Below are 13,833 nucleotides of genomic sequence, written 5' to 3'. Positions count from 1 at the left end.
GTCATAGGATATTTCCCCATGAGATCGCCTCCAATGCCTGATCCACCAAAGAAATCTGATAGGGATTTTTGAGGAGATGAGCGGGTTTTTGATCGCCCAGTGCGGTATTTGGAGTGTGAAGCCATTGGGAAAGCAACTCCTCCGTACCGAAAATCCGAATACCCTTGGCTATAATCTGATCCATCTCTAATAGATTTTTGGTGAGTGACTTACTGAGCTTTCGGTCTTCCTTTTTCCAGCGGAAAAGCGTACTTGGATCTACCTCCATCACCTCCGCAATGTCGCTGGTGGTGAAATCCAAATAGTCAAAAAACTGCCCCGTCTCATGGAAATCCAAAACTGCCCCATAAGGCACTCTGCTTTCATTTACTATAGCCGGTGAAGCCTGAAAAAAATGATAGGGCCGAATCCCGGTCTCAATTACTTCAGGATTGTCTGCCGAAAATCGAATCTTCCAAGTCTGGCTCATTGCTAAATTATTATGACCTCCAGAAAGTTACAAATAAAATTCCTATTTGCAATTTCTAATACTCCTTTTTGCAATATTTTTTACTTTTCCATTTTGGCTTTGATGTCTTTTAGGATAGATGCTGCGTGGACGATACTGTTTTCGATAAAAAATTCCCGTGTGTTCAATCCGCCACAAACAACTCCTGCCAAATAAACACCCGGAACATTGGACTCTTGATTGGTCTGATCGTAGCAGGGTTGTCGTTTTTCGTCCAGACTCATTTCAACGCCCAATTGATCGAGAAGCGAAAAATTAGGTTTGTAGCCTGTCATTGCCAACACCCAGTCATTTTCTAAGGTGACTTCACCCTCAGGGCTTTCTATGACGACTTCGTGCAGGCGTATTTCCTTGACTTTGGATCGTGTAAACGCCTTGATAGATCCCTCTTTTATCCTATTCAGAATATCCGGGCGAACCCAATACTTTACATTTTCGTCCACCTCATCTCCTAGCAACACCATACTGACTTCGGCACCTTTTCTCCAGGTTTCCAAGGCCGCATCTACAGCAGAATTTGCCCCACCTACGACCAATACCTTTTGATTGATAAAAGGCCAAGGCTCTTTGTAATAGTGAAGTACCTTTGGAAGGTCTTCTCCGGGAATGTTCATCAGGTTTGGCAAATCATAAAACCCCGTTGCCAATACGAGCTTTTTCGAATCATATTCCCCTTTGGAAGTGCTGACATGGAAAACATCATCTTGTTTGTATAAGGTTTGAACTGCCTCGTATAAGTTTACCTTGAGTTTGAAATGAAAGAAAATCCTTCTGTAATATTCCAAAGCTTCCGTTCGGGTAGGTTTTACACCTACCGACATGAATGGAATATCGGCCATCTCCAATCGATCTGAAGTGGAGAAAAAAGTCATGTTGACTGGATAGTTGTAAATCGAATTAGTCAAAGCTCCCTTTTCCAAAATCAGATAATCCAAACCAGCCTTTTGAGCCTCAATACCGCAAGCAAGGCCTATTGGACCGCCGCCGATGATGATCAAGTCAAGTAACTTTTCCATAATATTTTACTTTGTAGTAGTCGTAAAGCTGATATGTCGATCTGAAAATATAGAAGGATTCCAATTAAAAGTTCGTTCCGTGATTTTTGTTTCACCGCGCCAATTTTTTAAAACGGCTGTGGCTGAAACTGTACCGTAATTAGGCTGGATTCGGATCAATTGTGAAGAAAGTCCAACTTCCATCTGTTCAGGAACTCCTGTGTTAGGCAAGGTTTCAATCGAGTAAGTTTCATCGGATTTCAGGATTTGGAGTAGATATTCGGCGGAGATTTCGGTTGAAAGAACCCTTGCCAATTGACTTTTGGCTAAGTCTACTTTTGGCCAGGGATCATTGATCAAGCCATTGCTTAATCCATGAATCCCGGGTTGAATTTCCTGAATATCTTCAGCGTAATTGCTGAGATAAAATAGCTTTTCGCTATCTCCAACCAGCAAATTAAAGCCTTCGTATCGGTCTTTTTCTTTGAAAACTTCCCTGAGGTAAGTTTCGGGCTCCAAGTTTCCCTCAAGATAAGTTTCCACAAGCTTACCCCTGCTTACTTCCCCTTTCTTAGGTTTGGAGAAATCCCTGTAATTCGTCAAAAGAGACCATTTCCCGTTGGGATGAAAACCCATCCAAGTTCCTCCCCCACGGAGATCTTTGCCTGCGATCAATCCACTATTCCAAGAATGAAGTTCAGCAGTTGGTCGGTCAAAAAATTCATCCCGGTTGGCACTGATGACAAGTGGAAACTCATCATGATTTTTCCAGGAAATGGCTACTAGACACATACTTTAAAGGTAAATAAAAGGGGCTGGTTTTCGGACAGCCCCCAATGGTGAATTAATCAACTTTTGCCTCTTGGAGACTTGGATAGTCTGTAAAGCCTTTTTCTCCAACTGTATAAAATGTGCGCTGATCCCATTCAGCAAGGCTTGCGTTTTCGGCAAATCGCTCTGGCAAATCTGGATTTGAAATAAATGGTTTGCCAAAAGCAACTGCATCCGCATCGCCAGCCTCTATCACACGGTTTCCGCTTTCCTGATCGAATCCACTGTTGATGACCAAAGTTCCTTTAAATATCGGACGATATCGTTTGGCGATATTTTTCTCAGCAAAGGGGACTTCGCTCACGTCGGTGAATGGCTCAGAAAGATGCAGATAGGCTAGGTTGTAATCATTTAGTTTTTTGATGATGTAATCGAAAGTCGGGATAGTATCCTCATCCATAGTCATACCAAACACTCCGTGTAGGGAAGGATTCAGTCTTAGTCCAATTCTCTTTTCAGGCATCACTTCTATGATCGCTTCAATCACCTCAAATAGAATCCGGGCTCTGTTTTCGATGCTTCCACCATATTCATCGGTCCGATGATTGGAGGTGCCATTGAAAAATTGGTGAAACAAATAGCCGTTGGAGGAATGAATTTCTACTCCGTCAAATCCAGCTTCCATCGCATTTTTTGCCGCATTTTTGAAGTCAGCAATTGTCTGCTTGATTTCTGCTAAAGTCATGGCCTTAGCAGCAACTGTTTCTTTGAAGCCTTCAGGTGTGTAGGATTTTGAATGAGGATTGGTAGCTGATGCTGAAAGCGGTAATTCCCCATTATGAAAATCCGGGTGTGACATCCTGCCTACATGCCAAAGCTGAATGAAAATATGCCCACCCTCCTCATGGACCGCTTTTGTGACACTCTTCCAAGCCTCGGTTTGGGCTTCAGAATAAATTCCCGGAGTATTGATATACCCGACTGCTTGAGGCGATACTTGAGATCCTTCCGTTATAATAAGGCCTGCCGTGGCTCGCTGTCTGTAATAATCATCGTGAAGTTCAAAAACCTTTTTCGCTGGGTTGGCTGCCCTGCTTCTGGTCATTGGAGCCATCCAGACTCGATTTCTCAGTGTTAAATCGCCTACTTTGATCGGCTGTAAAAGTGGTTGATCGGTACTTTTCATACTAGTTGGTTAATCGTTTAAATTAGATGTATATACAATTAAAATTCATACTTGATAGTTCCGATGAAAGGAAAAAAATAAATTGACTTCACCTTACCTAGATAGCAATGAACCCAAATTTAATTTTGATTACTGGTGCCGGAAGTGGCATTGGTCTACATCTGGCAGCAGCTCTTTTTGATAGGGGGTTCACGTTGCTTTTGGTTGACTTGAGCACACCTGCGATTGAAAAAAAGTTTAATGGGAGTTCAGCAGTCCATGTTATGACAGGGGATATTTCAAAAGCAGAAACTTGGAACCATGCCATTAACCATGCTAAAAATTTGGGCCAGCCGATCTCACATTTAATCAATTGTGTGGGAGTTATTCGGCCGGGATTTGTAGCTGATTATGCCTTGGCTGATATTGATTTTCATCTCGATGTCAATACTAAAGGAACCATCCTGGATACTTCGATCATCGGAAAAGAAATGAAATTTCAGGAGTTTGGACATATTATTAATATTGCCTCTTTAGCTGGAATCGCTCCTGTTTCAGGCTTGAGTTTGTACACCGCCTCCAAATTTGCCGTACGAGGCTTTTCATTGGCTGCGGCTGCGGAGTTTCGTGATTTTGGAATCTTTGTTTCCGTAGTTTGTCCTGATTTGGTGGATACCCCGATGCTTACCACGCAATTGGATTATCCCGAAGAATCTAAATTATCATTCAGCGGCCCAAAAAAGGTGTTAAGACCAGAGGACATCACTCGTGTTATATTGGAGTTGATGGAAAATCCGCGTGTTCAGGTCTGTATTCCCGAGTCTAGAGGTTTCCTTGCAAAAATCGCTGGAGCATGGCCAATGATCGGAGAGCTTTTTCGCAAATCACTGGAGGCAAAAGGCCAAGAAGCCATTCAGAAATTAAAGTAATTAGCTGGAAAAAAGCCTTAACATTTTTTAATACGATAAAAATCGTACCTATTTTTGAAAATACGAATTCCTTCGTATATCTTTGGTACGAAAGTAATCGTAGACGATCTTATGAATAAACCAACTGAATCAGAATTGGAAATTTTGTCCCTACTCTGGGAAATGAAAGAAGCCAGTGTGCGCCAAATCCATGAGCGATTGGCGGAGACTAAGGATACGGGCTACACCACCACCCTGAAGACCATGCAGATCATGTATGCCAAAGGAATGGTAACCCGGGATGAAGAAAACAGATCGCATATTTACCGGCCTAAAACCAATCAACAGGAAACACAAAATTCCCTTTTGAAAAGCTTGATGAGCACTGCCTTCGGAGGTTCATCAAAGGCATTGGTCATGCAAGCCTTGGGGCAGGACAATCCTTCCAAGGATGAAATTGATGAAATCAGAGCATTTCTCGATCAACTTGAAAACAGTTAACAATGAGACTTTTAAATGACTGGATATCAGAAAATCTGCTGAATGCCTTGGGATGGACTTTGGTGCATTCCGTTTGGCAGCTCATTTTAATTGCGGCAGCTCTTTGGATTTTGTTGAAAATTGCTCACCGGGCAAAACCTTCCACTAAGTATGGACTTGCGGTAGGGGCTTTGGCCTTAGCGTTTGTAGTTTCAATGCTGACATTCGCATATCAATATGAGGCACAGCCCAGCGTTGCCACACATATAGCAGCGAGTGGGGATCTTCAGATCTTCTTCGGTAATTCGGCAATACTTTTGAGTGAATCGAAGTTTGAGTCAGGAATCCGGCTGGCTACTGATGGGATTGAGCAAAACATATTCTTGCTGGTTAACTTCTGGTTTTTAGGAGTGCTTTTATTTCTTTTCAGACTTGTCAATAGTTTCTCAGAAATACGGAGTTTAAGAAAATCCTCTTCTTCGGTGGTTGATTTTCAGATTCAACGGGTTGCTTACCGTTTAGCAAACAAAATGGGTGTGAGTAGAGCGGTCCAACTGAAAATTAGCTCAGTGTGTATTTCTCCCCTCACCTTTGGAACTTTCAAACCTATTATTCTGCTCCCTGCAGGATTGCTGTTTCAGCTTTCACCTGCCCAGCTCGAAGCAATTATTGCACATGAATTGGCGCATGTGAAGCGCAATGATTACCTCGCCAACTTGCTTCTTTCGGTCATGGAAGTCTTGTTCTTCTTTCATCCTTGTTATTGGTGGATCAACAATACTGTAAAAGAACTCCGTGAAAATGCCGCAGATGACCTAGTCTTGAAATCTGGAATTGATCCCAAAAATCTAGCAACCAGCTTGGCGGAAGTCATCAATTTTGCACAGCAAAATCCACCCGAGTTGGCACTTGCCGCAGGCAAAAAAAGAAATCCAACACTTCAGCGAATCAAGCGGATACTAGGTTATCCCGCTCAAAACTATCCTCAAAACCCTATTATTTCTATCCCTATGTTACTTACCTTATTTCTCAGCGTCGGACTGATGGCAAGTGCCCAACAGGACGCTCCAAAGCAAACTAGCCTGGTGGCTCCCAAAGCCCCGATTGTAGCTATTGAACCGACGTTTCCGGCCCCAGATGCGCAGGATACGATCAGAAATTCATCCGAGCCGAAATCTCCTGCCCCTAAGTCAGGCATCGAAAAGAATCGCATGGTAATCACTGATGACAATGGAAATAGATATCAGATCGTCGGAGATCTGTTGATTTCAGGAGGGGATACTGTCGTGCTTAGCCCCAATGCCAAATCGTCCTTGGAAAGATTCAAGGCTTTCAATGCTGAAAACATGCCTCATTTGGATTTGCCGATGGCGCCCGTGTTTCCGGTAGATATGGCCATGGCCCCGATTCCTGCCTTTGACTTTGGGGCTAGCATGCCTGTGATGGCTACTTTTCCTCCGATTCCTCCATTGGATATGGCTGCATTTCCAATGCCGGCCATGGATTTCGTAATGCCGTCCATGCCTGCCATGGATGCAGACTTTGGTTTTCCATTCGCTGAACATTTTGCTCCTCATGTCTTTGGTACTGACACTACGAAAATGAGCAAAGCGGAAAAAGAAAAGTGGGCCAAGGAATGGGCAAAAAAGGCAGAAATCGCCGCCAAAGAATGGGAGAAAAATTCAGAAGAATGGGCTGCCAAATTTGAAAAGGAATTTCAGCCCAAACTCAAAGAATTTGAAATCAAAATGAAAGAATGGGAGGCAGCAAATGGCCCTAGGATGAAGGAATTCGAACAGAAGATGGCAGCGTGGCAAGCTGCACACGAGCCTAAGTTGAAAGAATTTGAGGCCAAGATGAACGAATGGCATAAAGCCAATAAGCCCAAAATGATGGATCTCGAACTAAAAATGAAAGAATGGGAAGCCGCTCAAAAACCAAAAATGGAGGAGTTCCAACGAAAGATGGAAATATGGCAAAAGGAGCATCAGGCCAAGCTTCAGGAATTTCAAAAACTGATACAACAAGAACTCAAAAAAGATGACAATAAATAATTAATTGTGTGTTAATGCTTAGATAAAGACCTGTCCTTTGGGCAGGTCTTTTTTATTTTTTCGCCTGGGAATTCGCCCACTTTTTGATTTCTCAATGAAATTTATGGGAAATTCACCCACTTAATTGAAATCTCTGAAGTCAATTCCTTTTTTGAGATGCTCTTATTGCCGTAAAACGGCCTTTTTTACTTGAATATGGGGGTTTTAGGGACACTTTGTGGAGGAGCTTAACGCCTTGACTATCAATAAAAATTTCTTCGATTTTTTTGAAAAAACATTGGCTTGGATGAAACTTTTGTCTACTTTTAATTCAAAGTGGTAAAAAGTGGGGGAAAGTGGTAGAATGTGAAGTTCATTTTGCTACTTTTGTTTTTACTTAAAACTCATCAAATAGAAGAGTCAGGATATGTTCAATTGTCGATATGATTGTAAGCTGGATCCCAAAGGACGTCTGGTTTTGCCTTCCAAAATAAAGGGGGCAATACCGGAGGCCAATGGGAGTGCGCTTATGCTTCAAATGGCAGCTGACAAATGTCTTAAACTCTATCCGATGGTTGAGTTTCGAAAACTGGAAAGTCAGGTAAATGCGCTTTCGGATCACAATGAAGAGACTCGCAGATTGAAGCGATCTTTTTTCACTCGTATCACTGAGGTAGAACTGGACAGCGCTGGTCGCTTTTTGATTCCAAAAGCCTTTCAGGAGTACGCAGGTCTCGATAAGGATGTGATTCTGGTTGGAGTGGGTAGCAAAATTGAAATGTGGAGTGCGGATCGGTATAAGGACTTTGTAATCGAAGACGATATCGAAATGTCACAACAGATGGAAAAATATCTCTTCTGAAGCTATGACATCCGCTAATTATCATATCCCAGTGATGCTCGCCCAATGCACTGAAGGCTTGGCTATTGACCCTAACGGGATCTATGTCGATGTGACATTTGGAGGCGGAGGGCATTCTCGAGAAATCCTGAAGCAATTGGACAAAGGTCATCTTTATGGATTTGACCAAGACATTGATGCATTGGCCAATGCGCCACAGGATGAGCGGTTCACTTTTGTGCAGGCCAATTTCCGGGATATTAAAAGATACTTGAGGCTGTACGGGGTAAAGAAAGTCGACGGAATACTCGCTGACTTGGGGATCTCCTCGCATCAGATAGATGTGCCGGGACGCGGTTTTTCGACCAGATTCAGTGGCGAACTCGATATGCGAATGAATCAATCCGCTGATCTGAGTGCCAAGGAGGTTTTGAATACCTACGATGAAGGAAAGCTTCACAAGATTCTGGGAATCTATGGAGAAGTAAAAAACGCAAAAACTTTGGCGCAGGCTATCGTGTCCGAACGAGTCCAGACACCTTTTGAAACGACGGAAGGATTTACTGCTTTTCTGAAAAAATATGCTCCCCGTGGCAAAGACTTCAAATATTACGCACAGGTTTTTCAGGCCTTAAGGATTGAAGTCAACGATGAAATGGGGGCTTTGGAGGAAATGTTGCTTAGCGCAGTGGTGCTACTGAAGCCTGAGGGCAGGCTGGTAGTGATGAGCTATCACAGTCTGGAAGACAGGCTCGTCAAAAACCTGATTGCCAAAGGCAAATTCCAAGGAGAGGTAGAGAAGGATTTTTACGGAAATCTCATCAGGCCCCTGGAGCCGGTTAGTAGGGGATCAGTCGTAGCAGACGAGGCAGAAGTAGCCGCAAATCCAAGAGCAAGGAGTGCCAAATTGAGAATAGCGAAAAAGACAGGGAAATGAGTCAGAATACCTTTAAGAAGAAACTAAAGGCTGGGAATGCTCCAAAAAAAGCAGGCCCGGGGAAGACGATTTTCACTTGGATGGAAGATAAGTTGGACGTTAAAGGGATCCTAGGAGAAGGGGTACCTGTACAGCTTGTACCTCCTGTGGGTTTTCTGGTATTGCTTGCGCTGATCTACATTTTCAGCAATCATAGAGCTGAAAGTATGGTTCGGAAAATCGAAAAAGCCCAGCAGGAAGTAGAAGACCTTCGGGCTGATGTCACCACGCTGGAGGCAGAATATATGCAAAGCAGCATGCAGTCAGAAGTGGCTAAGCGAGTGGCTAAGCTTGAAATTTATGAATTGAATCAACCACCGATCAAAATCGAGGTAAAAAAGTGAATATAAAACGCTCCATAGTGCTCCGAGTGAGGGTGATTTTCATCCTGGTTGCTTTGGCTGCCTGCGCGATCCCATACAAGATCGCCGTGGTGCAGGTAAGGGAGGGAGAGAAATGGAGGGCAAAAGCCGAGCAAGTCAACTTCCAATACCGGGAAGTGCCAGCCACACGGGGAAACATTTATGCCACAGACGGGAGCCTCTTGGCTACCAGCTTACCCTTTTATCGGGTAGCGATAGACCCGACGATGGCAAAAGATGCCCGATTCAAAGCAGGCATCGATTCCCTATCAAGAAAATTATCCGCCTACTATAAAGACAAGTCTGCAACCGCATACAAGCGGATGATTCAAGATGCGCGAGGGGACAAAAAGCGCTACCTAATTCTCAACAGAAAGCAGATTGGCTATCAGGATATGCAAAAAATGACCGCATGGCCGATTTTCAGAGAAGGCCGATTGGGTGGTGGAGTGATTTTCGAAAAAGTAGAAAAGCGATACAGACCTTTTAATTCATTGGCAAGCCGAACTGTCGGCTTTTTGAATGAAGACGATTACGGTGCAGGAATCGAATACAGCTTCAATAATTACCTCAAAGGAAAAGACGGAAAAGCCTTGTTTCAAAGACTGGCGGGAGGAATTTGGAAGCCTGTTTTTGATGCGGAAGACATTAAGCCTGACAATGGCCTAGATGTGTTCACCACCCTGGATGTAAACATTCAGGATGTAGCGGAGACTGCGCTGAGGAGACAACTGACTGACCGAAATGCAGCTTTTGGCTCCGTGATTGTGATGGAAGTAAAGACAGGCCACATCAAGGCAATGTCCAATTTGCAACGCAACAAGAGTGGCCTTGGGTATTCCGAAAGTTACAATTATGCAGTAGGGGATATCGGAAATACCGAGCCTGGATCGACTTTCAAGTTGGTCTCGATGTTGGCGCTTTTGGAAGAAAACAAAATCAGTCTGAATGAGACAATCGAAACCGGAAACGGTGCGCACAGATTCTACAATCAGACGATGTATGATGCCAAAAATGGCGGTTATGGCACAATCACCATTCGGGAAGCCTTCGAAAAATCGTCCAATGTGGCGATTTCAAAGCTGGTAGATATGCACTTTGGATCCAGTCCATCCAAGTTTATGGCTTACATGGATAAAGCAGGTATTGCCCAGCAATTCGATCTGCAGCTTACAGGGGAAGGAAAACCATTTTTCAAAAAGCCGGGGTCAAAAACCTGGTACGGGACCTCGCTTCCGTGGATTTCCATAGGATATGAATCCAAGGTTAATCCCATCCATACCTTGGCACTTTACAACGCAGTGGCAAATAACGGAGTCATGATGAAGCCGCTGTTTGTAAAAGCAGTAGGTAGAGGCAATACATTGATGGAGAAGTTTGAGCCTCAGGTTTTGAGAAAGCAAATCGCCTCTGAAAAAACGATAAAGCATCTTCAGGAGCTTTTGGAAGGGGTGGTGTTGAGAGGCACAGCAAGAAACATCCTGAACGATAACTATAAAATCGCAGGAAAAACCGGGACAGCCCAGAAAATCGTCAACGGGAAATATACCGAAACCTACTACACCAGCTTTGCGGGGTATTTTCCTGCTGATCGACCCAAGTACAGCATGATCATCGTGATCGATAGTCCAAAAGGTATTGCTGCATATGGGGGCGATGTATCTGCTCCGGTTTTCAAAGAAATTGCAGACCGAATCTATGCTTTGGACATGGAATTGAATCCGGTGGATCAATCCAAAATTTTCCAGGCTGAAAATCAAATCAGCAAAATGCCCTATGTCACTGCCGGAAAAGGGGAGGAGCTTCAGGGGATTTTTGATGAATTGGGTATCAAAGTGAAAAGCCCAAGCACTGAGGATTGGGTGAAAGCTTCCCTGATCTCTGAAAATTTTGATTTGAGAATCAATGAGACTGGAAAGCCGACTGTGCCGGATGTCTCTGGCATGCCACTCCGAGATGCACTTTTTGTCCTGGAAAATAAGGGGCTTAAGGTGAACTACAGTGGCAAAGGTCGTGTGGTGGAGCAATCGCTTGCTCCGGGCACACAGCTTAGCCCAAATGCAACAATCAACTTGGTATTAGGATGAAAGTACTCAAGGACATATTGTATAAAGTATCACTGACCTCGACCATTGGAGACATGGAGATTCGGGTGAGCAGTATTGTCTTTGACAGTAGAAATGTGATGGCAAGAAGTGCTTTCGTTGCTATTGCGGGAACTCAGGTAGACGGGCACGAATTCATTGCCACTGCCCAAAAAAAAGGGGCAACTGTCATCATCTGTGAAAAACTTCCTGAGGAAATCACTGAGGGAATAACCTATGTCCAGGTGGTGAATTCCGCGAAAGCATTGGGGATCATCGCCTCTAACTTTTTTGATAATCCTTCGCAAAAAATCAAGGTTGTCGGAGTAACGGGCACCAACGGAAAAACCACTACCGTGACTCTATTGCATCAGCTGTTTGTTGCGATGGGCTACAGCACGGGATTGCTTTCTACAGTAGAAAATAAGATCAACGAGGAAGTCATCCCGGCTACCCATACTACACCGGATGCGGTCAGTGTGCAGGCCTTGCTTCGCAAAATGGTAGATGAAGGCTGTACGCATTGCTTCATGGAGGCAAGTTCACATGCAATTGTTCAGGAGCGGATCGCGGGATTAAAGCTCGCAGGAGCTGTTTTCACCAATATCACCCACGACCATCTCGACTATCACGGGACCTTTGATGAATACATCAAAGCCAAGAAAAAGCTGTTTGATGAGCTTCCGAAGGATGCTTTTGCACTGGTAAACGGAGATGACAGACGTGGCTCCGTCATGCTTCAAAACTGTAAGGCGGCACACCGCACTTTTGCATTGAAGACTTCAGCAGATTTTAAGGCAAAAATTATTTCGAATACACTCGAAGGACTCGAGCTGGATATCAACGGCAAACAGATCTGGTTCCGGATGATCGGAGCATTTAACGCTTACAATTTGCTTGGGGCCTTAGGTGTTGCCTCGCTTTTGGGAGAGGATGAGGATGAAGTCCTTCGTGCGCTGTCGGCCATCAGAGGGGCAAAAGGGAGATTTGACAGAATATCCATCGGCGGGATCATCGCAATTGTAGATTATGCCCATACGCCGGATGCGCTGGACAATGTCCTGAAAACCATCAACGGTGTGCGCACCGGAAACGAACAACTGATCACCGTGGTCGGATGTGGAGGAAATCGGGACAAAACCAAACGTCCCATTATGGCCAAGTTGGCGGTAAGCGAAAGCAATAAGGCCATTTTCACCTCAGACAATCCCCGTTTCGAAGATCCTATGGCGATACTTCGGGAAATGCAGGCAGGAGTTGGGCTTTCAGAGATCCGAAAAACCCTGACTATTGAAGATCGACGAGAAGCGATCAAAACAGCCGTGATGCTTTCCAAAAAAGGAGATATCATCCTGATTGCGGGAAAGGGACACGAAGATTATCAGGAAATCCAAGGAGTAAAATACCACTTTGACGATGCGGAAGTCGTGACTGAGATTCTAGAACAATTGACGAGAAACTGATATGTTATACCCCATTTTTGACTACTTAGATCGAGTATTGGACATTCCGGGAACGGGAGTGTTTCGCTACATCTCGTTCCGTGCGGGTATGGCAGCGGTTTTTTCACTGATCATCACCATCACATTTGGTGAAGCCATCATCAACTGGATCCGGAGAAAGCAAATCGGAGAAACTGTCCGTGATTTGGGATTGGAAGGCCAGGCGCAGAAGAAAGGAACCCCTACCATGGGTGGTTTGATGATGATCGCTGCAATCCTGATTCCAACCCTCCTGTTTGCGAATCTGAACAATGTCTACATTATTCTTTTACTGATTTCCACGGTTTGGCTGGGATTGATTGGGTTTTTGGATGATTACATCAAAGTATTTCGCAAAAACAAAGATGGACTTAAAGGCCGATTCAAGATCATCGGTCAGATCGGAATCGGAATTATCGTAGGGGCTACGCTCTATTATAATGATGATGTCGTTATCCGTAAGTTTTCCACTCCGGTTTCCATCGAGGAAGGGATTGTGGAGACCCCATCATTTCAGGATGTAAAAGCGCTACGGACTACCATTCCTTTTGTTAAAAACAACGAGTTGGACTATGAGCGTGTACTTGGGTTCATGGGAGAGTCCATGGTTCCGGTTCTATACATTTTGGTTGCGATTTTCATCATTACAGCTGTTTCTAACGGTGCGAATATCACCGATGGAATCGACGGTTTGGCTGCAGGAACTTCCGCAATCATAGGCCTGGCGATTGCGATTTTCGCATACCTGAGCGGTAACGCTATTTTCTCCCAATACCTCGGCATCATGTACATCCCCAATTCCGGGGAGCTCGTGATTTTTTCTGCGGCTTTTATCGGCGCATGTATTGGATTCCTTTGGTACAATGCCTATCCGGCGCAGGTTTTCATGGGCGATACAGGCTCATTGATGCTCGGAGGAGTGATTGCGGTTTTGGCTTTGACGCTTCGCAAAGAGCTTTTGATCCCGATCACCTGTGGAATATTCTTGATCGAAAGTGTGAGTGTCATGCTCCAAGTGGGCTATTTCAAATACACCCGAAAAAAATACGGTGAAGGACGCAGGATTTTCTTGATGTCTCCACTTCACCATCATTACCAAAAGAAAGGAATACCTGAGGCGAAGATTGTGACCCGCTTCTGGATCATCGGCATTCTGCTGGCGGTAATTTCTTTAGCCACTTTGAAACTACGCTAATTAAATGAAATCAAGCATGATCCAAAGCGACACA

13 protein-coding genes are annotated in these 13,833 nt (G+C 44.3%); 9 read left to right on the top strand and 4 right to left on the bottom strand.

The window, feature by feature from the left end; genetic code table 11:
- Window position 1: 1 nt before the first annotated feature.
- The 4 genes from BLQ81_RS11685 to BLQ81_RS11670 form a co-directional block, all read right to left on the bottom strand.
- A complete protein-coding gene (locus tag BLQ81_RS11685; protein ID WP_092730174.1) occupies window positions 2-469 on the bottom strand; it encodes an antitoxin Xre/MbcA/ParS toxin-binding domain-containing protein in 468 nt (155 codons plus the stop codon).
- 80 nt (window positions 470-549) lie between these two features.
- On the bottom strand, window positions 550-1,524 hold the full coding sequence (locus tag BLQ81_RS11680) for a YpdA family putative bacillithiol disulfide reductase (protein WP_092730172.1): 975 nt from the start codon (window positions 1,522-1,524) through the stop codon (window positions 550-552).
- A 6-nt stretch (window positions 1,525-1,530) separates the two neighbouring features.
- Window positions 1,531-2,295, bottom strand: a complete 765-nt coding sequence (locus tag BLQ81_RS11675) for an NRDE family protein (RefSeq protein ID WP_092730170.1) — start codon at window positions 2,293-2,295, stop codon at window positions 1,531-1,533.
- Between the two features lie 52 nt (window positions 2,296-2,347).
- Window positions 2,348-3,460, bottom strand: coding sequence for an alkene reductase (locus BLQ81_RS11670; RefSeq protein WP_092730168.1), 1,113 nt, complete (start codon window positions 3,458-3,460; stop codon window positions 2,348-2,350).
- 107 nt (window positions 3,461-3,567) lie between these two features.
- Between BLQ81_RS11670 and BLQ81_RS11665 the strand changes: the two genes are divergently transcribed.
- The 9 genes from BLQ81_RS11665 (at window position 3,568) to mraY (ending at window position 13,799) form a co-directional block, all read left to right on the top strand.
- A complete protein-coding gene (locus tag BLQ81_RS11665) occupies window positions 3,568-4,368 on the top strand; it encodes an SDR family NAD(P)-dependent oxidoreductase (RefSeq protein ID WP_092730166.1) in 801 nt (266 codons plus the stop codon).
- 111 nt (window positions 4,369-4,479) lie between these two features.
- Window positions 4,480-4,848: a BlaI/MecI/CopY family transcriptional regulator gene (locus BLQ81_RS11660; RefSeq protein ID WP_092730164.1), complete on the top strand. Its 369-nt coding sequence runs from the start codon at window positions 4,480-4,482 to the stop codon at window positions 4,846-4,848.
- A gap of 2 nt (window positions 4,849-4,850) precedes the next feature.
- Window positions 4,851-6,881, top strand: coding sequence for a M56 family metallopeptidase (locus BLQ81_RS11655; protein ID WP_092730162.1), 2,031 nt, complete (start codon window positions 4,851-4,853; stop codon window positions 6,879-6,881).
- Window positions 6,882-7,287: 406 nt separating this feature from the next.
- Window positions 7,288-7,722 (top strand): division/cell wall cluster transcriptional repressor MraZ, encoded by a 435-nt coding sequence (gene mraZ, locus BLQ81_RS11650; RefSeq protein ID WP_092730160.1) that lies wholly within the window; start codon window positions 7,288-7,290, stop codon window positions 7,720-7,722.
- Between the two features lie 4 nt (window positions 7,723-7,726).
- Window positions 7,727-8,638 carry a 16S rRNA (cytosine(1402)-N(4))-methyltransferase RsmH gene (rsmH, locus tag BLQ81_RS11645; protein ID WP_092730158.1) on the top strand — a complete coding sequence of 304 codons (912 nt, stop codon included), beginning with the start codon at window positions 7,727-7,729 and terminating at the stop codon, window positions 8,636-8,638.
- The gene (locus BLQ81_RS11640) at window positions 8,635-9,021 is read left to right on the top strand and encodes an FtsL-like putative cell division protein (protein WP_092730156.1); all 387 of its coding nucleotides are present in this window, start codon (window positions 8,635-8,637) and stop codon (window positions 9,019-9,021) included. Before rsmH ends, BLQ81_RS11640 begins: the two co-directional genes overlap by 4 nt.
- A complete protein-coding gene (locus tag BLQ81_RS11635; protein ID WP_092730154.1) occupies window positions 9,018-11,126 on the top strand; it encodes a penicillin-binding protein in 2,109 nt (702 codons plus the stop codon). The genes BLQ81_RS11640 and BLQ81_RS11635 overlap by 4 nt, the downstream gene beginning before the upstream one ends.
- Window positions 11,123-12,586: a UDP-N-acetylmuramoyl-L-alanyl-D-glutamate--2,6-diaminopimelate ligase gene (locus BLQ81_RS11630; protein ID WP_092730152.1), complete on the top strand. Its 1,464-nt coding sequence runs from the start codon at window positions 11,123-11,125 to the stop codon at window positions 12,584-12,586. The genes BLQ81_RS11635 and BLQ81_RS11630 overlap by 4 nt, the downstream gene beginning before the upstream one ends.
- Window position 12,587: 1 nt before the next feature.
- Window positions 12,588-13,799, top strand: coding sequence for a phospho-N-acetylmuramoyl-pentapeptide-transferase (gene mraY, locus BLQ81_RS11625; RefSeq protein WP_092730150.1), 1,212 nt, complete (start codon window positions 12,588-12,590; stop codon window positions 13,797-13,799).
- Window positions 13,800-13,833: the final 34 nt, after the last annotated feature.

Source organism: Algoriphagus alkaliphilus (assembly GCF_900103735.1).
Classification (GTDB): Bacteria; Bacteroidota; Bacteroidia; order Cytophagales; family Cyclobacteriaceae; genus Algoriphagus; species Algoriphagus alkaliphilus.
Note: the sequence above shows the minus strand (reverse complement) of the source record. Positions and strands in the feature narration are given on the sequence as shown.